22 protein-coding genes are annotated in these 20,127 nt (G+C 71.4%); 13 read left to right on the plus strand and 9 right to left on the minus strand.

The annotated features are described in order from the left end of the window. Positions 1-69 precede the first annotated feature (69 nt). Entirely contained in the window at positions 70-726 is a 657-nt protein-coding gene (locus tag VMR86_09785) for a protein-L-isoaspartate(D-aspartate) O-methyltransferase (protein HTO07331.1), read from the plus strand. Here the strand turns inward: VMR86_09785 and VMR86_09790 are convergent. Then, complete coding sequence (locus tag VMR86_09790) at positions 707-1,564, minus strand: universal stress protein (protein HTO07332.1); 858 nt, start codon at positions 1,562-1,564, stop codon at positions 707-709. The two genes, VMR86_09785 and VMR86_09790, sit on opposite strands and share 20 nt — an antisense overlap. Before the next feature lie 41 nt (positions 1,565-1,605). Here VMR86_09790 and VMR86_09795 point away from each other — a divergent pair, with 41 nt between their 5' ends. Genes VMR86_09795 through VMR86_09805 form a run of 3 tightly spaced genes read left to right on the plus strand, consistent with a single transcriptional unit; the run spans position 1,606 to position 3,127 of the window. Then, positions 1,606-2,544, plus strand: coding sequence for a DnaJ C-terminal domain-containing protein (locus tag VMR86_09795; protein HTO07333.1), 939 nt, complete (start codon positions 1,606-1,608; stop codon positions 2,542-2,544). Continuing rightward, entirely contained in the window at positions 2,541-2,828 is a 288-nt protein-coding gene (locus tag VMR86_09800; GenBank protein ID HTO07334.1) for a chaperone modulator CbpM, read from the plus strand. Before VMR86_09795 ends, VMR86_09800 begins: the two co-directional genes overlap by 4 nt. A gap of 35 nt (positions 2,829-2,863) precedes the next feature. After that, positions 2,864-3,127 carry a hypothetical protein gene (locus tag VMR86_09805; protein HTO07335.1) on the plus strand — a complete coding sequence of 88 codons (264 nt, stop codon included), beginning with the start codon at positions 2,864-2,866 and terminating at the stop codon, positions 3,125-3,127. An 18-nt stretch (positions 3,128-3,145) separates the two neighbouring features. On the opposite strand, the gene VMR86_09810 is transcribed toward VMR86_09805, so the two are convergent. Both VMR86_09810 and VMR86_09815 read right to left on the minus strand, forming a co-directional pair. Then, complete coding sequence (locus tag VMR86_09810; GenBank protein HTO07336.1) at positions 3,146-3,574, minus strand: CBS domain-containing protein; 429 nt, start codon at positions 3,572-3,574, stop codon at positions 3,146-3,148. 10 nt (positions 3,575-3,584) lie between these two features. Beyond that, positions 3,585-3,992, minus strand: coding sequence for a c-type cytochrome (locus VMR86_09815; GenBank protein ID HTO07337.1), 408 nt, complete (start codon positions 3,990-3,992; stop codon positions 3,585-3,587). Between the two features lie 186 nt (positions 3,993-4,178). Here VMR86_09815 and VMR86_09820 point away from each other — a divergent pair, with 186 nt between their 5' ends. The 3 genes from VMR86_09820 to VMR86_09830 are packed head-to-tail and all read left to right on the plus strand — an operon-like array spanning position 4,179 to position 6,398. After that, on the plus strand, positions 4,179-5,030 hold the full coding sequence (locus tag VMR86_09820) for a universal stress protein (protein HTO07338.1): 852 nt from the start codon (positions 4,179-4,181) through the stop codon (positions 5,028-5,030). Positions 5,031-5,073: 43 nt separating this feature from the next. Next, positions 5,074-5,880, plus strand: coding sequence for a CBS domain-containing protein (locus VMR86_09825; GenBank protein ID HTO07339.1), 807 nt, complete (start codon positions 5,074-5,076; stop codon positions 5,878-5,880). Continuing rightward, the gene (locus tag VMR86_09830) at positions 5,877-6,398 is read left to right on the plus strand and encodes a BCAM0308 family protein (protein ID HTO07340.1); all 522 of its coding nucleotides are present in this window, start codon (positions 5,877-5,879) and stop codon (positions 6,396-6,398) included. Before VMR86_09825 ends, VMR86_09830 begins: the two co-directional genes overlap by 4 nt. An 85-nt stretch (positions 6,399-6,483) precedes the next feature. Here VMR86_09830 and VMR86_09835 read toward each other — a convergent pair whose 3' ends face one another. Then, positions 6,484-7,128, minus strand: coding sequence for an Hsp20/alpha crystallin family protein (locus tag VMR86_09835; protein HTO07341.1), 645 nt, complete (start codon positions 7,126-7,128; stop codon positions 6,484-6,486). On the opposite strand from VMR86_09835, the gene VMR86_09840 reads away from it, so the two are divergent. Next, entirely contained in the window at positions 7,117-8,391 is a 1,275-nt protein-coding gene (locus VMR86_09840) for a protoglobin domain-containing protein (protein HTO07342.1), read from the plus strand. The two genes, VMR86_09835 and VMR86_09840, sit on opposite strands and share 12 nt — an antisense overlap. Here the strand turns inward: VMR86_09840 and VMR86_09845 are convergent. After that, entirely contained in the window at positions 8,358-8,774 is a 417-nt protein-coding gene (locus VMR86_09845) for a CBS domain-containing protein (protein ID HTO07343.1), read from the minus strand. The genes VMR86_09840 and VMR86_09845 overlap by 34 nt on opposite strands. A 181-nt stretch (positions 8,775-8,955) precedes the next feature. Here VMR86_09845 and VMR86_09850 point away from each other — a divergent pair, with 181 nt between their 5' ends. Both VMR86_09850 and VMR86_09855 read left to right on the plus strand, forming a co-directional pair. Continuing rightward, positions 8,956-10,347, plus strand: a complete 1,392-nt coding sequence (locus VMR86_09850) for a sigma-54 dependent transcriptional regulator (GenBank protein HTO07344.1) — start codon at positions 8,956-8,958, stop codon at positions 10,345-10,347. A gap of 3 nt (positions 10,348-10,350) precedes the next feature. Continuing rightward, positions 10,351-11,232, plus strand: a complete 882-nt coding sequence (locus VMR86_09855) for a universal stress protein (GenBank protein HTO07345.1) — start codon at positions 10,351-10,353, stop codon at positions 11,230-11,232. A gap of 14 nt (positions 11,233-11,246) precedes the next feature. Here the strand turns inward: VMR86_09855 and pstB are convergent, their stop codons facing one another. The 4 genes from pstB to VMR86_09875 form a co-directional block, all read right to left on the minus strand. Then, complete coding sequence (pstB, locus tag VMR86_09860; protein HTO07346.1) at positions 11,247-12,047, minus strand: phosphate ABC transporter ATP-binding protein PstB; 801 nt, start codon at positions 12,045-12,047, stop codon at positions 11,247-11,249. Between the two features lie 3 nt (positions 12,048-12,050). Continuing rightward, positions 12,051-13,550 (minus strand): phosphate ABC transporter permease PstA, encoded by a 1,500-nt coding sequence (gene pstA, locus VMR86_09865; GenBank protein HTO07347.1) that lies wholly within the window; start codon positions 13,548-13,550, stop codon positions 12,051-12,053. A 44-nt stretch (positions 13,551-13,594) separates the two neighbouring features. Further along, positions 13,595-15,760: an ABC transporter permease subunit gene (locus VMR86_09870; protein ID HTO07348.1), complete on the minus strand. Its 2,166-nt coding sequence runs from the start codon at positions 15,758-15,760 to the stop codon at positions 13,595-13,597. A gap of 65 nt (positions 15,761-15,825) precedes the next feature. Next, positions 15,826-16,803: a PstS family phosphate ABC transporter substrate-binding protein gene (locus VMR86_09875; protein ID HTO07349.1), complete on the minus strand. Its 978-nt coding sequence runs from the start codon at positions 16,801-16,803 to the stop codon at positions 15,826-15,828. A gap of 167 nt (positions 16,804-16,970) precedes the next feature. On the opposite strand from VMR86_09875, the gene phoU reads away from it, so the two are divergent. The 3 genes from phoU to VMR86_09890 are packed head-to-tail and all read left to right on the plus strand — an operon-like array spanning position 16,971 to position 20,119. Next, a complete protein-coding gene (gene phoU / locus VMR86_09880; protein ID HTO07350.1) occupies positions 16,971-17,651 on the plus strand; it encodes a phosphate signaling complex protein PhoU in 681 nt (226 codons plus the stop codon). Position 17,652: 1 nt separating this feature from the next. Continuing rightward, positions 17,653-18,333: a response regulator gene (locus VMR86_09885; protein ID HTO07351.1), complete on the plus strand. Its 681-nt coding sequence runs from the start codon at positions 17,653-17,655 to the stop codon at positions 18,331-18,333. A 16-nt stretch (positions 18,334-18,349) separates the two neighbouring features. Next, positions 18,350-20,119 (plus strand): ATP-binding protein, encoded by a 1,770-nt coding sequence (locus tag VMR86_09890; protein HTO07352.1) that lies wholly within the window; start codon positions 18,350-18,352, stop codon positions 20,117-20,119. Positions 20,120-20,127 lie beyond the last annotated feature (8 nt).

A 20,127-nucleotide genomic window follows, 5' to 3' on the forward strand; every position in this document is an offset into this window, starting at 1 on the left:
ATCGGCGCAGATTATCGCGCTTGCTTGTGCCGCGCCCCCGCGCCATCGTGGTTGGCGAGAGTGACTCGTATGGACGATGAGTCCGCGTCGGCGCGGCGCGCGCGCATGGTCGAGCAGCAGCTCGCCGCGCGCGGCATCGCCGACGCGCGCGTGCTGGCCGCGATGCGCGCGCTGCCCCGACACGTATTCGTGTCGCCCGATCAGGCCGAGCTCGCCTACCAGGACCGCGCGCTGCCGTTGGGCGAAGGTCAGACGCTGTCGCAGCCCTTCGTCGTGGCGCTGATGCTCGAGGCGGCGCGGCTCGCAGGTCCCGAGCGCGTGCTCGAGGTTGGCGCCGGCTCGGGCTACGTGGCGGCGCTGCTGTCGCGGCTCGCGCGCGAGGTGTACGCGATCGAGCTCGACCCCGAGCTGGCGGAGCGCGCGCGGCGCCGGCTGGCGGAGCTCGGCTGCGCGAACGTGGAGCTGCGCGCCGGGGACGGCGCGCGCGGCTGGCCCGAGCGCGCGCCGTTCGACGCGATCCTGGTCTCGGCCGCGATGGAGCGTTTGCCGGAGGCGCTCGCGGCGCAGCTGGCCGTGGGCGGGCGGCTGGTCGCGCCGCTCGGTACGCCGCGCGGCGACCAGTCACTCGTGCGTCTCACCAAGACCGGCGGCGACTCACTGGCGCGCGAGGAGCTGTGCGTGGTGCAGTTCGTGCCGCTGGTCGCGCCTAGGCCGGCTTCACGCTGAACACCGGCAGCGGCGAGCGCCGGATCACGCGCTCCGCCACGCTGCCGAGCCACACGTGCGCCAGCCCGGTGCGGCCCTGCGTGCCCATCACGATCGCGTCGGCGGCGTGCTCGGCAGCGGCGTCGAGCACGGCGCCGTCGGCGGCGCCGAAGCGCAGGTCGAGCTCGGCCGAGACACCGCCCAGCGCGGGCACGAGCTTCTCGAACTCCGCGCGCGCCCAGGCCTCGCTGCGCGGGTCGGGCAGCGGCACGTCGGCGGCCAGCACGAGCGGGATCGCGTGCGCGAACACGAGCGAGCCGCCCGGCTCGAGCAGCCGGCGCGCCAGCTCGCCCGCCGCGCGGGCGGCGTCGGAGAAGTCGGTCGGCACGAGCAGCCGCTTCAGCGGCTTGGGAGGTGACACATCGGCGTGTAGGGTCAGCACGGGGCACGGCGCGAGCCGCGCCGTGCGCTCGGCCACGCTGCCCAAGAGCACGTGCGCCAGGCCCGCGCGCCCGCGCGTGCCCAGCGCGAGCAGGTCGGCGCGGTGCTCGCGGGCCAGCGCACAGATCCCGCTCGAGGGGTCCTCGTGGAGCACGGTCGTGGTGACCCGCAGCCCAGCCGCGCGCGCCGCCAGCTCGGCCAGCCGGCGCTCCGCGCCTTCCCGCAGGCCGCGCGTGAAGTCGGCCGGGATGCCGATCCCGGGCGGCCCGGGCGCGAAGGGCATCACGAACACCGAGGTCACGAGCTCGAGCTGCGCGGAGAAGCGCCGCGCGAGCGCCGCCGCCCATTCGAACGCGCGGTCCGCGTGCGGCGAGAAGTCGGTCGCGACCAGGATCCGCTGGAGTGAGGCGCTCGACATCGGCTGGGCCAATCATATCTCCTGCGGCTACTTTGGAGCCGATGGCAGACCCCGACCTCTACGCGGCGCTGGGCGTGGCGCGCACCGCCAGCGAAGACGAGATCCGCAAGGCGTACCGCAAGCTCGCCCGGAAGCACCACCCGGACGTGAATCCCAACGACCGCAAGGCGGAGGAGAAGTTCAAGGAGATCTCCTTCGCCTACGAGGTGCTCTCGGACAAGGAGAAGCGCGCCCGCTACGACGAGTTCGGCACCCAGGGCCTGGCCCAGGGCTTCGACCCGGCGCAGGCGCGCGAGTACATGCGCTGGTCGCAGGGCGCGCGGCGCAGCCCCTCGTACGAGTCGTTCAGCTCGGAAGGTGACTTCGACCTCGACGACCTGCTGGGCGGGATCTTCGGCGGCGGCCTGGGAGGCCGGCGCGCGCGCGGCCCGCAGCGCGGCGCCGACGCCTCGGGCGAGATCGACGTCGACTTTCTCGACGCCGTGCGCGGGGGCGAGGTGCGCGTACAGGTCGCGGACCGCGGCGCGTTGCGCATCAAGATCCCGCCCGGCGCAGTCACCGGCACCAAGATCCGCCTCGCCGGCCAGGGCGACTCGGGCGCGCAGGGCGCGGCCGCGGGCGACCTGTATCTCACGCTGCGCGTCCGGCCGCACGCGTTCTTCCGGCGCGAAGGCAACGACCTGCAGCTCGAGCTGCCCGTGACCATCCCCGAGCTCGTGCAGGGCGCGTCGGTCGAGGTGCCCACCGCGGACGGCAGCGTGACCATGAAGATCCCGCCGCGCTCCCAGAGCGGCCGCGTGCTGCGGCTGCGCGGCAAGGGCGCGCCGAAGCTCGGCGCGTCGGAACGGGGCGACCTGTACGTGAAGCTCGTGGCGGAGCTGCCCGATCCGGCCGACCCGCGGCTCGAGGCGATCGCGAAGGAGCTCGAGCCGCTGTACCAGGGCCGCGACCCGCGCGCGAAGCTGCGGAGTGAGTCATGACCTTCTACACGCGCAAGCAGATGCTCGAGCTGCTCGAGATCGACGAAGGCTTCCTCGTGACGCTCGAACGCGAGGAGATCGTTCTCCACGACGCGCCCAGCGGCGCGTCGGGCGACTTCTCGGAGCTGATGCTGGAACGCGCGCGCGTGGCCCAGAACCTGGTGCGGGACCTCGACGTGAACCTGCCCGGCGTCGCGGTCATCGTGCGCATGCGCGAGGAAGTCTCCGGTCTGCGCCGCAGGGTCGAGCAGCTGCTCGCCGAGCTGGGGCGCCTGCCGCGCTGAAACCCCGCTGAAATCCCGGAAAAAGGAGTGACGATATGGCCGAGCTCGACGAGCGACTGAAGAAGGAGATCGACGCGCTGCGCACGCTGCGCGACGAGCTGCGCGTCAAGCTGAACCTCGCCAGCAAGGACGCGCGCGATGCGTTCGAGAGCGCCGAGAAGACCTGGCGCAAGCTCGAGGGGCGCATCCGGCTGGTCGGGCGTGAGTCGAAGAAAGAGCTGAACGAGATCGCCGAAGCCGCGCGCCCGCTCGCGCAGGAGCTCAAGACCGCGTATCACCGCATCCGCGATCTGATCTGACCGCGGCCGGCGCGGGGCTCAGTCTGCCTCGGGCGGGCTCTCCTTGCGCACGAGCTCGGCGATCGTGCCGAGCTCTTCCGCGAGCGCGACCAGGATGTCGTCGAGTGACACGACGCCCACGAGCTCGCGGCGGCCGTTCACGACCGGCACGCGGCGCAGCGCGAGATCGCGCATGACGCAGAGCACGCTGGCGGTGTCCTGGGTGTCGGTGACGAAGATCGGGCGCTCCGACATCACCTCGCCCACCAGGGCCTTCTCGGCGTCGAGGCCTTCCGCGAGCACGCGCACGACCAGGTCGCGGTCGGTCAGCATGCCGATCGGCTCTCCGTCCTCGACCACCACCAGCGACCCCATCCGCTCGTCGCGCATGCACTGCGCCGCCACGGAGCACGGCGTGGCGGGCGAGACGGTTGCGGGCTCACGGCGCAAGAGCGTTCCGACGTTCATGACCTTCCTCTCAGTGCTGGGGCGGCGGCGCGACGGGCGCGGCCACTTGGATCGACTTCAGATACTCGACGAGCGATGCGATGCGGTCGCGAACCTCGACCTCGTTCGTCGCGTCCGCGGCGTCATAGGCGAAGACCTTGCCCCAGAGCGGCATCTTCGCGGGTCCGTGGCCGCGCACGCGCCTGCGGCCGTCGATGATCTCGCGCACCTCCGGCTCGGGAAACACACCGCCGCGGCGCTTCGCGATGGTCGTGAGATCGGCGGGCGCCACCTTCAGCTCGTCTGCCAGCGGGCCATCGCCGTGGGCGCGCAAGCCGTGACACACCATGCAGTGCTGCTCGTACAGGTTGTGCCCCGCCTGCGCCGGCACCGACTCCTCGCCGCGCGCGGAGCCGCCGATGACCAGCAAGAACCCCATTGCCGCGGTCGACCGCCAGAGCCCGTGCGATTTCATGGCCCGGCGCTGGTGCAACGCACATGCCGCCGCGGCCGCGCACGAGAGGTCACTCGACCGTGGCGGAATGACTCAGCGTGGCATCGAGTCACGAGCCCGAGCCACGAGCGCGCACCCGGCGCGGGTATGCTCGTTGCACCGCCGGCCCGCATGAGCTGGCCACCGCGCCGAATCCTCGTCGGAGTCGACTTTTCCGAGAGCTCCCGGGCGGCGCTGTCGGCGGCCAGCGGCCTGGCGCGACGGGTCGGCGCGACGCTCTCGCTGCTCCATGTCGTGCCCGATGCGCTGCTCTTCTCGCCCTCGCCGGAGGCCCGGGCCGCGGCGTCGAGGCGCTTGTCGCTGCTGGCCGAGCGCGAGGCGCCGCCGGGCACGGATTTCCACGTCCGAAAGGGCGACCCGACGCTCGAGCTGGTCGCGCTGCGCGACCTGGGCGACTTCGACCTCGTCGTGACTGGCGCGGGTCACATGCGCAGCATGGGGCGCTTCGTGCTGGGCAGCGTCGCGGGCAAGCTGCTCGGATACCCCGGAGCACCGCTCCTGATCGTCGCCTCGACGCCCTCGGGGGGCGAGTTCAAGCGCATCCTGATCGCGCAGGAGAACCCGCGAGTCACTTCGCCCTGGCAGAAGATCGGCCTCGCGCTGGCGCATGCCGAGCGCGGCGAGGTGGCGCTGCTGCACGTGCTGCCGCCGCGCGGCTATCTCTCCGATCGACACCACGTCGACCTCGAGCCGCAGCGCGCGCCATCGCGGCTTTGCGCACAGCTCGCCAAGCTCGATCCGACGGTGCCCGCCCAGGTGGTGATCCGGCAGGGCGAGGCCGGCAACGAGATCGCGGTCGCCGCGCGCGAGCTCGACGTTCATCTGGTCGTGCTCGGCGCCGAGCGCAACCGCCCCGACCACGGGCCCGGCCCGGTCGTGAACCGCATCGCGCGCTCCGGCGTCCCGGCGCTGCTCGTGATCTGGCCCGAGCGCGAGTCGGACGAGGAGTTCGCCGAGCATTGACCGCCGCGGCGCGACCTCGTGCCAGGCTCCACGGAGGCATCCCATGAACCTCTCCCAGCTCATGACGCGCGACCCCGAGACGATCACGGCGGACGCATCCGTTCTCGCCGCGCTCGACCTCATGCTCGATCGGGGGATCCGCCACCTGCCGGTGGTCGACCGGCATGAGCGGCTGCGCGGCATCGTCTCGCTCGACGATCTGCGCGCCGCACTGCCCTTCCCGGTCTCCCTGCGCACCGCCCCCGATCCGGCCGATCGGCTGCTGGCGCTGGACTGCGCGGTCGGCGAGGTCATGACTCACGAGCCGCTGACCGGCCGGCCGGAGATGCCCCTCGGCGACGCAGCGGAGCTCCTGGCGCGCTTCCGGATCGGCTGCCTGCCCGTCGTCGACCAGGAGGGACGCGTGGTCGGCATCTTCACCGAGGTCGACGCGCTGCGTGCGCTCGTCCTGCGCGAGCCGCAGAAGCGCAGCGCTGCGGACGCACGCCTGCTGGACCGCGAGCTCCTGGTCGCCGAGCTGCGCGCCGAGCGCGAGCGGATCGGCCAGCAGCTCCAGCGCCTGCAGGACTCGGAGCGCGGGCTCTCCGCCCAGACGCGCGAGCCCATCGACAACCCGGAGCGGGCGCGCCTGCTCGAGGAGATCTATCTGGAGGAGCCGCTCTCCGCGCTGGCGGCGAGCCGACTCGAGGCCTTGGACCACGCGCTCGCGCGCGCCACGCAGGGCAGGTTCGGAGTATGTGAGGATTGCGGGGCCGAGATCCCGGCGGCCCGCTTGCGCGCGATGCCGGGAGCGACTCTGTGTGTGCGCTGTGCGGCCGGAAGGTCGGCGCGCGCGGAGGCTCTGCGATGAAGGGCAAGGGGAAGGGACCGAAGAGCAGGAAGGCGAGCGAGCGCGCCGAGCGGCCGCAGCCGTCGCGGCACGAGCCGGAGCGCGGCAAGACCGATCGGCCCGCGGGCAAGCTCGCGGAGCCCCAGGTTTGCTCGACCTGCAAGGCGATCTACCACGAAGGACGCTGGGTCTGGCCGAAGGTCGCCAACCCGACGGGCCGGCCGACCCTCTGCCCCGCCTGCCAGCGGATCCGCGACGAGCTGCCGGGCGGCGAGGTGCGCATCTCGGGTGACTTCGCGCGCGAGCACAAGGACGAGATCCTGGCGCGCGTCCGCCACGTCGAGGAACGCGAGAAGGCCGAGCACCCGCTTCAGCGGCTGATGGCGATCCGCGAGGTGGCGCACGAGACGCTGATCACCACGACCGACTCACATCTCGCTCACGCGATCGGCACGGCGCTGCACGACGCCTTCAAGGGCGAGCTGTCGGCGCCGTGGGCCGAGAAGAACGAGACACTGCGGGTGCGCTGGTCGCGCTGAATCCCTTTCGGGGAGCCACCCGACGAGACGCAAGCGCGGGACGTGGATGGGGGGAAGCGGCTCCGCGCCTGCGCCTCGCGGTGACTCACTTGATCGCGATCTGGCGCGCCTTCGTCGCTTCCTTCTTCGGGATCTCGATGCGCAGCACGCCGTCGGCGAAGCTCGCCTTCAGCTGCTCGGCGAGCGCCGTGGGCGGGAGCGTGAAGGAGCGCGAGAACGAGCCGTAGGAGCGCTCGACCCAGTGCGAGCGGTCCTTCTTCTCCTCGCGTTCGCTCTTCTTCTCGCCGCGCAGGGTGAGCACATCTTCATGGAGCTCGACCGTGAGGTCTTCGCGGCGGACCCCCGGCAGCTCCGCGCTGATCACGAACGCGTGCTCGTTCTCGCTGAGATCGACGGCAGGTGAAAGCAGCGAACCCCTCGCCGCTTCTTCGCCTTGCCGCGCGACGCGGCCGAACGGCCAGTCGCGGAACAAGACGTCGGCGAGCGAAGGCTCGTCGCGTGGGTTCCAACGCTTGAGGCCAGAAGTTGGTTCCGCCATGAGCTTCTCCTTCGGGGTTGAGTGACTCGCAGTAGAGCAAGCGACGTGCCGGGAAACGCGTCGCCTGTCCGCGCGCCGCGGGGGGCCAGTGTGTGGCGGCGCCTCAGTGTGACCCTCGCGCAGGGGAATCTGTTCACAGCGCTTGACTTCGGCGCACCCAGCTAGAAAATTCGCCCAGGGATGCTGAACCACGAGCTTCGCCTCGCGTTCTACGAGCTTGGCGACGAGGATCGCAAGAACCTGTCGCAGCTCCGGCCCCTGCTCGAGAAGTGGGCCGATTCGCTCGTGGCCGCGTTCTACCGGCACCTGCTGAGCTTCCAGGCCACGCGCGAGCTCCTGGCCGATCCCGACGTCAAGGACCGGTTGCTGGTCAAGCAACGCGAGTATCTGCTCTCGCTCGCCGACCCCGGGCTCGATGCCGACTACTTCGCGCAGCGGCTCGGGATCGGACGAACACACGTTCGTGTAGGCCTCGAGCCGCGCTTCTACCTGGGCGCGTATTCGCTCTACTTGCGCCTGCTCGTGCCTGCGATCCTGGAGAACTGGCAGCGCGAGCCCGCGCTGGCCGAGCGCATCATCCTGTCGCTCGAGAAGCTGCTCATGCTCGACGCGTCGGTCGCGATGGACTCGTACATCGCGCGCCGCGAGGAGCGGCTCGCGTTCTTGAATCAGGAGCTCGCGAACGCCTCGCGCGAGAGCGAGCGGCGCTTCGAGGCCGAGCACGAGCGCTCGCGCGACGCCACGGCCCGCGCTCGCGCCGCCGAGCAGCTCGTTTCACTCGCCACGCTGGTCGCGGGGCTGGCCCACGAGATCGGAACGCCCATGGGCGTGATCCGCGGTCACGCCGAGCTGCTCGAGTCGTCGGTGGCCGACGAGCGCGGGCGCAAGCGCCTGCAGACGATCCGCGAGCAGATCGACCGCATCTCCCACATCATCCAGACGTTGCTCAACATGGCGCGGCCCGGCGCGCGCGACACCGCGCCCGTCGACGTGTGCGCGCTGCTGCGCGAGACGCTGGCCTTCCTGGCCGAGAAGCTGCGCGCGCACGCGATCGAGACCCGGCTCGAGCTGCCACCCCGCGCGATGGTGCGCGGCAGCTCGGACAAGCTGCAGCAGGTCCTGATCAACTTGGTGATCAACGCGGTCGACGCCATGAGCGCGGGCGGACAGCTCTCGGTGAGCGTCGACGCGAAATCACCCGACACGCTGGCGATCCGGGTCGCCGACACGGGCCAGGGCATGGATGCCGAGACCCAGGCGCGCATCTTCGAGCCGTTCTTCAGCACCAAGCCGCCCGGAAGCGGCAGCGGGCTCGGGCTGGTGGTCGTGCGCGAGATCGTGTCGGACCACGGCGGCTCGATCGAAGTCTCGAGCTCGCCGGGTCACGGCACCGAGTTCATCGTGACTCTACCGCGGCTGACTCAGTCCGACGCGCCGGTGAAGTCGGGAACGTAGGCCGCGCGCAGCAAGTCACTCTCAGTCACCAGGCCCAGCAGCACCGGCCCCGCGGGACCCGGGCGCACGACCGGCAGGCAGCCGATCTTCTGTCCGAGCATGCGGCGCGCGGCCGTCGCCAGCGTGGTGGTCTCGTCGGCGGTGGTGAGCGTGCGCTGCATGACCTCGCGGATCGAGATGCTCCGCAGGTGGTCGATGCGCTGGGCAGGCGCGGCCGCCTCGAGCTTCGAGATCGACGCGGCCAGCACGTCGCGGTGCGAGACCAGGCCGACCAGCACGTCCTTGTGCACGACCGGCAGGTGGCGGATGCGCGCGAGCCGCATGATCCGGTCGGCCTCGAGCAGCGTCTCGTCGGGCCCGACGGCGATGAAGTTCGAACGCATCAAGCTGGCGACGGTCCGAGCGGGCAGAGGCGTGGATTGGGCCATTGGTCCGGCGGATCGTGCATTGCGCGTGCCCTGTGGTTCGAAACCCCAGTTGTGGCGGTGTGCCCCATTCGGGCACAATGGAAGCGCGCGAATTGCGCTCCGGACGAGGGCACGCCCCCTGCTATGACGGCTGACCATGGGTGAACCGCGAAACGTACTGGTGGTCGACGACGAGCCCGCGATGCGGGAGATGCTGGTCTCTCTGTTGGAGGAGGCCGGGATTCACGCCCAGGCCGCCGAGTCCGCGCAGCAAGCGCTCGCGCTCTGCCGGGACACCGACCTCGACGCGGTGATCTCCGACATCCGCATGCCGGGGAAGGACGGAGTCACCCTGCTGGGCGAGCTGCGCGAGACCCGCCCCGAGACGCCGGTCATCCTGATGACCGCCTTCGGCAGCATCGACTCCGCCGTCGACGCCATGCGCCACGGCGCGTTCGACTACATCACCAAGCCCTTCCAGCGCGGCGCCGTGCTCGCCTCGCTCGAGCGCGCCTTCGAGCGGCGCACGCTCGAGCAGGAGAACCGGCGCCTGCGCCGCGCGCTCGACCGGACGAGCTCGTTCGGCGACCTGATCGGGGCGAGCCCGGCCATGCGCGAGATCTTCGCGCTGGTGCGCAAGATCTCGAGCAGCCGCTCGAACGTGCTGATCACCGGCGAGAGCGGCACCGGCAAGGAGGTGGTCGCGCGCACGATCCACTTCACCGGCGGCCGCGCGCACGCCGCGTTCGTGCCGATCAACTGCACGGCCATGCCCGAGGGCCTGCTCGAGAGCGAGCTCTTCGGTCACGTGCGCGGCGCCTTCACCGGCGCGCACACCAGCAAGCGCGGCCTGTTCGAGGAGGCGAGTCACGGCACGATCTTCCTCGACGAGATCGGCGACATGAGCCCGGCCTTGCAGAGCAAGCTCCTGCGCGTGCTGCAGGAGCACGAGATCCGGCCGGTGGGCGGCAACAAGACCGTGCAGGTCGACGCGCGAGTCATCGCCGCGACCAACAAGGACCTGCGCGCCGAGGTGGCCGCTGGCCGCTTCCGCCAGGATCTGTACTACCGGCTGAACGTGATTCCGATCCACATCCCCCCGCTGCGCGAGCGCCCGGAAGACGTCGCCCCGCTGGCGCAGTCGTTCCTGGCGCGCCACGCCCCGGGGCGAAAAGTCACGCTGGGGCTGGATGCGCTCGAGCTGCTGCGCCGCCAGCGCTGGGAGGGCAACGCGCGCGAGCTCGAGAACGCGATCGAGCGCGCGCTCCTGCTGACCGCCGGCGACGAGATCCGTGCCGCCGACCTGCCGCTCGAGGCCGCCGAGCTCCGGCCGGCCGGCGTGCCGGCTTCCCCCGCTGCAGCCGGGCTGCTCGACGACGCGCTCGCGCGCCAGCTCACGCTGGCGCAGCTCGGCACGCTGTACATCGAGCGCGTGCTCGCGCTCGTCCACGGCAACAAGGTGCGCGCCGCGCGCATCCTGGGCATCAACCGCCGCACGCTGTACCGCCGCAAGGAAACCCGCCGCGGCCGCGCGCAGAACCAGGAGTGACTCGTGCAGATCAAGACCATCCTCGTCCCCACCGACTTCTCCGAGCACGCCGAGCACGCGGTCTCGCAGGCCGCGGCGCTGGCGAAGCCGTTCGGCGCGAGCGTGCACCTGTTGCACGTGGTGCAGCTGCCCATGCTGCCCGCCAACCCCGAGGCGCCGCCGATCCCGATCACGTTCTGGCAGGAGATGCGCACCAACGCGCGCGCGCGGCTCGTGCCGATCCAGAAGAAGATCGAGTCACAGGGCGTGCGCTGCGAGATCGAGGTGGTCGAGGACATTCCCGGCTTCGCGATCGCGGCGGCCGCGGAGCGCGCGCATGCCGACCTGATCGTGATGGGCAGCCGCGGTCTCACGGGGCTGAAGCACGTGCTGCTGGGGTCGGTCGCGGAGCGCACGGTGCGCGCCGCTCACTGCCCGGTCCTGACCGTGAAGACCGCCGACGTGCGACTGCGCACGATCCTGGTGCCCATGGACTTCTCGCCCGCGGCGCAGCAGGCGCTCGAGCTGGCCAAGTCGCTGGCCAAGACCGCGGGGCCGGCGCACCTGGTGCTGGTGCACGCCTACTACGTGCCGGTGGAGCTCGAGCAGTATCTCGTCTCGCACGGCGACCCGTTCTTCGAGCGCCTCGCCAAGGGAGTCACCAAGGACCTGGAGGCGATCCTGACCGGGCTCTCCGACGCCGGCATCTCGGCCGAGTACGCGGCGCGCCCAGGAGTGCCCGAGACCGTGATCCTCGAGGTGGCCCGGGAGAAGAAGGCCGACCTGATCGCGATGGGCACGCACGGCCGGCGCGGCTTGAAGCACCTGCTCCTGGGTAGCGTGGCCGAGCACGTGGTGCGCGGCGCCGAGATCCCGGTGCTGACGGTGCGCGAGCGCAGCGCGTAGCTCGCTGATCGCGCTCAGCCGAAGCGGCCGCGGATGTAGTCTTCGGTTGCGCGCACGCGCGGCTTCACGAAGATCTCGCCCGTCTCGCCGAACTCGACCAGTGACCCGAGATACATGAAGGCCGTGTAGTCCGAGGCGCGCGCGGCCTGCTGCATGTTGTGCGTCACGATCACGATCGTGTAGCGCTCCTTCAGCTCCTGCATCAGCTCCTCGATCTTCTGGGTCGCGATCGGGTCCAACGCGGAGCAGGGCTCGTCGAGCAGCACGACCTCGGGCTCGACGGCGATCGCGCGCGCGATGCACAGCCGCTGCTGCTGGCCGCCCGAGAGACCGAGCGCACTCTCGTGGAGGCGGTCCTTGACCTCCTCGAACAGGCCGGCGCGCACCAGGCTCTTCTCGACGATCTCATCCAGCGCCGAGCGCTGGCGCAGGCCGTGGATGCGCGAGCCGTAGGCCACGTTCTCGTAGATCGACTTCGGGAACGGGTTCGACTTCTGGAACACCATGCCGATGCGCCGGCGCAGCGCGAAGACGTCGACCTCGGGCGCGAAGATGTTCGCGCCGTGGAACAGGATCTCGCCCGAGATCCGCACGCCGTCGACCAGGTCGTTCATGCGGTTGATCGAGCGCAGGAGCGTCGACTTTCCGCAGCCCGACGGCCCGATCAGCGCGGTGATCTTGCGCTCGGGGACCTCGAGCTCGATGTCGTGCAGCGCCTGTGTCTCTCCGTACCAGAGTGACAGGCCGCGCACGCGCAAAGCCGCCTTCTCGAACTCGGGTAACCTGGCCAGGTCTGGACTCCGCGCCGGTTGCACGACTTACACTCCGCTCCCGGCGTACTTTCGACGCAAGTGATTGCGAACGAGGATCGCGGTCAGATTGGTGCACAGCACCACGAGGATCAGCAAGAGGGCCGTCGCGAACACCAGCGGCCGCACGGCCTCCACGTTGGGGCTCTGGAAGCCCACGTCGTAGATGTGGAAGCCCAGGTGCATGAACTTCCGCTCCAGATGAACGTAGGGAAACTCGCCGTCGAGCGGCAGGCTGGGCGCGAGCTTCACCATGCCCACGATCATGAGCGGCGCGACCTCGCCTGCGGCGCGCGCCATGGCCAGGATCAGCCCGGTGAGTGCGCCCGGTAGCGCGGCGGGCAGCACCACGCGCCAGAGTGTCTCGACCTTGGTCGCGCCGAGAGCCAGTGACCCCTCGCGCACGATGCGCGGCACGGCCGCGAGGCCTTCCTCGGTCGCGACCACCACCACCGGCAGGGTGAGGAGCGCGAGCGTGAGGCTCGCCCAGAGCACGCCGCCCGTGCCGAAGGTCGGGGTGGGCAGGCGGTTGGCGAAGAACAGCGCGTCGAGGAGGCCCCCCACGCCGTACACGAAGAAGCCCAGGCCGAACACGCCGAACACGATCGACGGCACGCCCGCCAGGCTGTTCACGGCGATGCGCACGCTGCGCACGAGCCAGCCCTCGCGCGCATACTCGCGCAGATAGAGCGCGGTCAGCACGCCCAGGGGAGACACTGCGACGCTGGTGAGCAACACGAGCAGCACCGTGCCGAAGATCGCCGGGAAGATGCCGCCCTCGGTGTTCGACTCGCGCGGCTCGGCGAACAGGAACTCGCCCAGGCGCGAGACGTAGAGCCGGAGCTCGCCCGAGAGCCCCAGCGCGTTGGCCTGCACGGCGCGCACCACGTGCGCGAGCGCGATCGGCTTCTCGCTGCCGTCGGCGGTGCGCATGACCAGCACGTCGCCCATCACTTCCGACTCACGTTTGGCGAGCTCGGCGGCCGAGACCTCGTAGCGGGCCCGGAGCTGGGACACGTCGCGCCCCTCGCGCGCGCCGGCCTCGATCGCGCGGTTCTGGCCGCGGATCTCGCGCCGCAGCGGCTCGAGCCGGGCCTCGATCTCGGCGCGCTTCTCGCCCAGCTTCTCGGGCAGCGCGGCGATCACCGCGGCGGTCCCGTCCACGAGCGCCGTGTCTCCGCGGCGGATCGCGACCGGGAAGCCGTAGAAGCGCCCCCACTCCTCGCGCTCGAGCACCAAGGCCTCGGCCGGCCGACTCTGCGCGCGGATCTCGGCCGGCGTCAGCCAGCGGAAGTCGGCGCCGCCGAGCTCGCGGTTGCCGAAGTGGACGCGCAGCTCGTCGCCCTGGTGCTCGACGATCTCGCCCAGCGCGCGCGTGCCGTCGGCGAGCTCGAACTCGGTGAGCGGCGACTGCCAGAAGTAGCCGAGCCCGTTCCAGGCCACGAGCACCACCAGCCCGGTCACCAGCAAAAGACTCACCGCCAGAGCGCCCGCCGACAGCCACAGCATGGCCGCCCCGAAACGGGCTCGCCGCGTGCTCCCGCCCGGGGCAGTCACTGCGTCCCCGAGTAGCGGCGCCGCAGGCGCTCGCGCACGACGTCGGCCAGGCCGTTGGCCGCGAAGGTCACCACGAACAGGAGCAGCGCCGACAGGAACAGCACGCGGTAGAGCGTGGCGCCCTGCGGCGCCTCCGGGATTTCGACCGCGATGTTCGCAGACAGCGAGCGGAAGCCGTTGAAGGGCGACAGGTCGATGAGCGGAGTGTTGCCCGTCGCCATCAGCACGATCATGGTCTCGCCGACGGCGCGGCCGAAGCCGATCATCACCGCGGCGAACAGCCCGGGGCTGGCCGCCGGCAGCACCACGCGCGCGATCGTCTGCCAGCGCGTCGCGCCCAGCGCGAGCGACGCGGCGGACAGCGTGCGCGGCACGTTGGAGAGTGACTCCTCGGCGATCGAGAACACGATCGGGATCACCGCGAAGGCCATCGCGACGCCGGCGACGATCGCGTTGCGCGGGTCGTAGGTCGCGCCAGTCACCGTGCGCAGCCAGGCCGAGAAGTCACCGCCGAAGAAGAGCCGCTCGAGCCCGGGCGAGGCGCGCAGGCACAGCCAGCCGCACGTCAGCAGCACGGCGGCCGAGAGGGCGACTTCGGTGCCCAGCGGCAGCCGGCGCGTGAGTCGCACCGGAAGCGCGGCGTACAGCGCGCCCGCCGCGAGCGCGGCCAGCGGCGCGCTGCAGACCGCGGCCAGGAAGCCCGGGAACACGTGCTCGAGCCGGGGCGCGAGCCACAGACCCGCGAGAAAGCCGAGCACCACGCTCGGCAGGGAAGCCATGATCTCGACCGCCGGCTTCACCACGCGCTGCAGCCGGGGGTCCATCACCTGCGACGTGTACAGCGCGCCCATCACGCCCAGCGGGATGGCGAAGAACAGCGCGTAGAACGTGCCCTTCAGCGTTCCGAACCACAGCGGAGTGAGTGACAGCTTGGGCTCGGCCTCCTCGGTCCCGCCGGTCGACTGCCACACGAACGCGGGCTCGGGGTAGTCCTCGTACCACACGCGCCCGAACAGGCTCGAGAGCGAGATCTCCGGATGCAGGCTCGTGACCGACAGCGCGCGCACTTCGTCCGCGCGCGCCAGGAACGCCCGGTCGCCGCGCGTCGAGAACGCGACCGCGCGCGCGTCCGGCGTGCCGGAGTCACCGCGCCACAGCACGCGCTCCGAGGTCGAGTGATACAGCCCGAGCTTGCCGTCGCTGCCCAAGGCCAGGAACGATCGGCCGCGGCCCGACGGCGCGAGCGCGCGAATCTCGCCGCCCTGGGAGCCGAAGTGGTGGGCGCGCACCAGCTCGGTGCGCGCGCGGCCCTCGCGCAGCCGGAACCAGACCGAGAGCGTCCCGTCCTGGTGACCGGCGACCAGGCTGCGGCCGCCGACCAGCAGTCCCAGCGCAGTGACCGGCACGCCGGCATCGGCCACGTCGGGACCGGAGAGCCCGTTCGCCCCGAGCTCCCAGGCGTAGAGGTGACTCGTGGCCGCGCCGTAGAGCATGCGCTGGTCCGGGTCGAGCGCCAGGAACGCGAGCGGCTGCGCCGCGCTGAGCGCGAAGCGCTCGCTCTTCTCCTCGCGCTCGCCGCTGAAGGCGTTCACCTTCACGCTCTTGCGCACGACCGCGAGCGTGCCGTCGTCGAGCGCAACCGCGCCGGTGACCTGCTCCGCCCCGGCGCGCGCGGCGAACGCCTGCACGCGGTCGCCCGGGACGTCGAGCGCCAGGTCCACGGGCGGGCCCGCGCTGGGAGTCACTCTGCGCCCGCCCTCGCCGTAGCGGACGTTCCACTCCAGGGGCTGCACGCGCAGGTGGCCATCTTCGCCCAGCGCGACGAACGCCGAGTCACCCGCGGGCGCGACCCTGCGCGCGGGCGCCGCCGCCGGCACGTCGAGCGACGTCTCTCCGCCGTCGAGCGAGTACACGCGCAGGTGGCCGTCGCCGCCCATCGCCGCGAGCTGGGACATGCGCGGCTCGACCACGAGCGCCCCCGCAGCGAGCTCCGGCGTCGCCAGCGCGCCCAGCGGCGAAACGCTGGCCGAGCGCAGCAGCGGCGCCGTCTCGAGCACGAGAAACACCAGGATCGCGATCAGGCTCGCGACCACCAGGATGCCCCCCGCACGCACGACGACGGCTGCGGCCCGATCGAGCCACAGCCGCCGGCGCGAAGTCACCCCTGGGGCCGGCGGAGGGGCCCGCGGCGGTGGCTCCGGATCGAGACGAAGCGCGGGCTCCATGGCTAGCGGAGCTTCGCGAGCTCCTGCTCCACGGTGGCGGCCTTGAGCGGCAAGTATCCTTCCTTCTTCACGTCTTCCTGTCCGTCGTGGGACAGCGCGAAGCGCATGAACTCGAGCGTGAGCGGATCGAGCGCCTTGCCGGGCGGGCGGTTCACGTACACGTAGAGGAAGCGCGCGAGCGGATACTTGCCCGCGTACACCTCTTCGGGCTCGGTCGTCGAGTACGGGCTGTTGGCGTCCTTGGCCAGCGAGAGTGTCTTCACGCCCGCGGTCTTGTAGCCGATGCCGCTGTAGCCCATGGCCTGCTTGTCCTCGGTGACTCCCTGCACGACCGCCGACGAGCCGGGCTGCTCCTTCACCGTGTCGCGGTAGTCGCCGCCGCACAGCGCCACTTCCTTGAAGTAGCCGTAGGTGCCCGAGGCCGAGTTGCGGCCGTAGAGCCGGATCGGCTGACTCGCGAGGCCGCCCTTCACGCCCAGATCACCCCAGTTCTCGATCGAGGCCGGGTTGCCGCAGCGGCGGGACTTCGAGAACACCGCGTCGACCTGGGCGAGCGTGGCCTTGTCGAGCGGGTTGTCCTTGTGCACGTAGACCGCGAGCGCGTCGATCGCGACACGGATCTGTGTCGGCGGGTAGCCGAACTTCTTCTCGAAGGCGTCGAGCTCGTCGGCCTTCATCTCGCGGCTCATGGGCGCGAGCTGCGCCGTGCCCGCGATCAGTGCCGGGGGCGCGGTCGAGGAGCCCTTGCCCTCGACCTGCACCTGCACGCTCGGGTACTCCTTGCGGAAGCCCTCCGCCCAGGTGCTCATCACGTTGTTGAGCGTGTCGGAGCCGATCGCAGACAGATTCCCCGCGATGCCGCTCACCTTCTGATAGGCGGCGATCTTCGCTTCTACCTGCGCCTCGGCGGCCTGCGCACCCTCCGCCCGGAGGACACACCAGCCGAGAGCGAACACGAGAGCCAGTCTTCCCCGCAGCATTCCAGCCTCGCTTTTCAGTGGGTTGGCGCAAGACTCGTGGCCGGCAGTGTCGCCGGAACGTCGCGTCCGTGACGTTTCCGTGACGAATCGTCTTCGCGGAATCGCACGCTCGGCGTCACTGAAATGACACGCGGGATCGGGGCGGCGAGGCTATTCTGCCCGCAGGCATGACCGGTAAGGCCGAAGCCACGATCGAGGGGCTGCGCGAGCTGGTGCTGCGCATGGGCGCTCTCGCCGAGGCGATCTTCGCCAAGGCGGTGCGCGTGGTCCACGAGCGCGACGCCCGGCTCGCCGCCGAGGTGCAGCGCGACGACCTGGAGCTCGACAAGCTCGACATCGAGATCGACGACGCGGTGCTGCGTGCGCTCGCGCTGCAGCAGCCGGTCGCCGAGGACCTGCGCCAGGTGATCGCGATCAAGACCATGGCCACCGACCTCGAGCGGGTCGGTGACATCTCGCGCAACATCGCGCGCAGCGGCGCGCGCCTGGCCGAGCGGCCGCGCACCGACCTGCCGATGCGGCTCGAGCCGCTCGAGCGCGAGGCGCGCGGGCAGCTGGCCGCGGCGCTCGACGCCTTCCAGGACCTGAACGTGGTGGGCGCGCAGGCCGTGCTCGACGGCGACGACCGGCTCGACCGGCTGCAGGACAACCTGGTGCGCGACCTGATCGAGCGCATCGAGCGCGACTCCACGACCTCGGCCCAGGCGGTCGACGTGATCTTCATCGCAGAGAGTCTCGAGCGCATCGGCGATCACGCCACCAACGTGGCCGAAGAGGTCATCCTGGTCGCGGAGGCACGCAACGTGAAGCACGCCGAGAAGCTGGCGAGATACGCACGGGAGCGATGAGATGAGCGCACGCGTGCTGGTGGTCGACGACGAGCCGGATCTCTTGGAGCTCGTGCGCGTGAACCTGGCCAGCTCGGGCTACGCGGTCGAGACCGCGGCCTCGGGCACCGACGCCCTGGCCGCGCTGCGCCGCGCGCCGCCCGACGTGATGGTCCTCGACCTCATGCTGCCCGACATCTCGGGCACCGAGCTGTGCGCGCGCGTGCGCGCCGACCAGCGGCTCACCGGGCTCCCGATCATCATGCTCACGGCCAAGTCCGAAGAGATCGACCGCGTGGTGGGGCTCGAGCTCGGCGCCGACGACTACGTGACCAAGCCCTTCAGCCCGCGCGAGCTCGCGCTGCGTGTGCGCGCCGTGCTGCGCCGCCGCGCGCCGGCGGGCGAGGACGCGCGCGTATTCGAGCACGGCGAGCTGCGCGTCGACCCCGACTCACACCGCGCGAGCGTCAGCGGGCGGGAGATCACGCTCACCGCCAAGGAGTTCCAGCTGCTGGTGGCCTTGATGGGCCGCCCCGGCCGGGTCATGACCCGCGAGCGGCTGCTCGACGAGGTCTGGGGCTCGGACATCACGGTCACCTCCCGGACCATCGACACCCACCTGAAGCGCCTGCGAGAAAAGTTGGGCGTGGCCGGAGATTTGATCGAGACTGTGCGCGGCGTCGGCTACCGTTTCGCGGAGTAGCCCCGCGGACGGAGGCATGCCGAAGATCCAGGTCAGGCTCGCAGCGGCGTTGGCCGGGCTGGCCATCGCCATCTCGCTCCTGTTCGGAGCGCTGGTCGAGCGCAGCCTGCGCGCGCGCGAGCTGGCGCGGGTCGAGCACGGGCTCGAGGCGTCGGCGCGGCTGGTCGACGAGCTGTGTCACGGTGCCGTGTTCGCGCCCGGCAGCGGTGCCGCCGAGCTGACGGCGCTGGCGGCCCGCGCCGCAGCGGCCGCGGGCGCGCGAGTCACGTTCATCGCCCCCGACGGCACCGTGGTGGCCGACTCCGAGCTGCGCGCCGACGAGCTGTCGAAGGTCGCCAACCACGCCGGGCGGCCCGAGATCGCCCAGGCGCTCACCGGCCAGCTCGGCGTCGCTTCGCGGCGCAGTGAGACGGTCGGCAAGCCCTATCTCTACCTGGCATTGCCGCGCGGCCCCGGCGAGCCGGGCGTGGTGCGCGTGGCCGCGGACCTGGCAGGCGTCGAGGCGGCGGTTGCCGCGATGCGGCGCTCACTCTTGATCGGCGGCCTGCTCGCGGTGAGCGCGGCACTCGTGCTGTCGTTCCTGCTGTCGCGCGCGCTGGTGGAGCCGCTGCGGGCGATCCACGCGGCGCTGGTGCAGATCTCGGGCGGCGACCTCGGCGCGCGCGTGCGCTGGCGCTCGCACGACGAGCTCGGCCAGGTCGCGCGCGCGATCGACCGCATGGCGGGCGATCTCGAGCAGTCACACGGCGAGATCTCGGCCGAGCGCGACCGGCTCGAGACGGTGCTGCGGGTCATGGTCGAGGGGGTGCTGGTGGTCGACCACGAGCTGCACATCCTGCTGGCCAACCCGCGCGTGCGCGAGCTGCTCGCGACTCGCGGCGAGCTCGAGGGCCGCCGGCCGCTCGAGGCGATCCGCTCGGCCGACGTGCACGACCTCCTGGTGGAGGCGCTGGCGAGCCGCGGCCCGGTGCGCCGCGAGCTGTCGCTCTCGGGCGGCGACCGGCGCGTGCTGGCGGTGCATTCGGCGAGCTTCTCGATCGCGGGCGCGAAGGGCGCCGTGGCCGTGTTTCACGACATGACCGAGGTGCGGCGGCTCGAGACCGTGCGCCGCGACTTCGTGGCCAACGCCTCGCACGAGATCAAGACGCCGCTCACGGCGATCCGTGGCTTCGCCGAAACGCTGCTCGGGCAGGCGCTTCCGCCGGAGGAGAGCCGGAAGTATCTCGGCATCATCCTGAGTCACTCCGAGCGCCTGTCGCGGCTGGTCGAGGACCTGCTCGAGCTGTCGCGCCTGGAGTCCGGTGCGACCAAGCTCGAGCCCGCGCCGCTCGACGTGGCGGCGCTCGCGACGCGGCTGTGCGAGGAGCTCGCGCCGCGCATCCGCGAGCGGGGCTTCGACGTGCGCGTGCACGGCGCCGGCGCACCGCGCGCCTTCGCCGACCGGCGCGCGGTCGAGCAGATCCTGCAGAACCTGCTCGACAACGCGCTCAAGTACGCCGACTCCGGCAAGCGCATCGACGTGCGAGTCACCTCCGAGGACGGCTCGGTGCGGGTCGACGTGGCCGACCGCGGCCCGGGCATCTCCGACGCCGATTCCGCGCGCATCTTCGAGCGCTTCTACCGCGTGGACCGCGGCCGCGCGCGCGAGCAGGGCGGAACGGGCCTGGGACTCGCGATCGTGAAACACCTGGCCCAGGCGAGCGGCGGCGAGGTGTGGGTGGAGAGCACGCCGGGCGAGGGCTCGACCTTCAGCTTCAGCCTGCCCGCCGCTGACCCGGCGGTTTGAAGCCGCTC

It is taken from the genome of Myxococcota bacterium, from assembly GCA_035498015.1.
In the GTDB taxonomy this organism is placed as follows: Bacteria; Myxococcota_A; UBA9160; order SZUA-336; family SZUA-336; genus VGRW01.

Coding starts and splice junctions, on each gene's coding strand:
- VMR86_09785 (HTO07331.1), top strand. CDS start 70: ATGGACGATGAGTCCGCGTCGGCGCGGCGCGCGCGCATGGTCGAGCAG.
- VMR86_09790 (HTO07332.1), bottom strand. CDS start 1,564: ATGTCGAGCGCCTCACTCCAGCGGATCCTGGTCGCGACCGACTTCTCG.
- VMR86_09795 (HTO07333.1), top strand. CDS start 1,606: ATGGCAGACCCCGACCTCTACGCGGCGCTGGGCGTGGCGCGCACCGCC.
- VMR86_09800 (HTO07334.1), top strand. CDS start 2,541: ATGACCTTCTACACGCGCAAGCAGATGCTCGAGCTGCTCGAGATCGAC.
- VMR86_09805 (HTO07335.1), top strand. CDS start 2,864: ATGGCCGAGCTCGACGAGCGACTGAAGAAGGAGATCGACGCGCTGCGC.
- VMR86_09810 (HTO07336.1), bottom strand. CDS start 3,574: ATGAACGTCGGAACGCTCTTGCGCCGTGAGCCCGCAACCGTCTCGCCC.
- VMR86_09815 (HTO07337.1), bottom strand. CDS start 3,992: ATGGGGTTCTTGCTGGTCATCGGCGGCTCCGCGCGCGGCGAGGAGTCG.
- VMR86_09820 (HTO07338.1), top strand. CDS start 4,179: ATGAGCTGGCCACCGCGCCGAATCCTCGTCGGAGTCGACTTTTCCGAG.
- VMR86_09825 (HTO07339.1), top strand. CDS start 5,074: ATGAACCTCTCCCAGCTCATGACGCGCGACCCCGAGACGATCACGGCG.
- VMR86_09830 (HTO07340.1), top strand. CDS start 5,877: ATGAAGGGCAAGGGGAAGGGACCGAAGAGCAGGAAGGCGAGCGAGCGC.
- VMR86_09840 (HTO07342.1), top strand. CDS start 7,117: ATGCTGAACCACGAGCTTCGCCTCGCGTTCTACGAGCTTGGCGACGAG.
- VMR86_09845 (HTO07343.1), bottom strand. CDS start 8,774: ATGCGTTCGAACTTCATCGCCGTCGGGCCCGACGAGACGCTGCTCGAG.
- VMR86_09850 (HTO07344.1), top strand. CDS start 8,956: ATGGGTGAACCGCGAAACGTACTGGTGGTCGACGACGAGCCCGCGATG.
- pstA (HTO07347.1), bottom strand. CDS start 13,550: ATGCTGTGGCTGTCGGCGGGCGCTCTGGCGGTGAGTCTTTTGCTGGTG.
- VMR86_09875 (HTO07349.1), bottom strand. CDS start 16,803: ATGCTGCGGGGAAGACTGGCTCTCGTGTTCGCTCTCGGCTGGTGTGTC.
- phoU (HTO07350.1), top strand. CDS start 16,971: ATGACCGGTAAGGCCGAAGCCACGATCGAGGGGCTGCGCGAGCTGGTG.
- VMR86_09885 (HTO07351.1), top strand. CDS start 17,653: ATGAGCGCACGCGTGCTGGTGGTCGACGACGAGCCGGATCTCTTGGAG.
- VMR86_09890 (HTO07352.1), top strand. CDS start 18,350: ATGCCGAAGATCCAGGTCAGGCTCGCAGCGGCGTTGGCCGGGCTGGCC.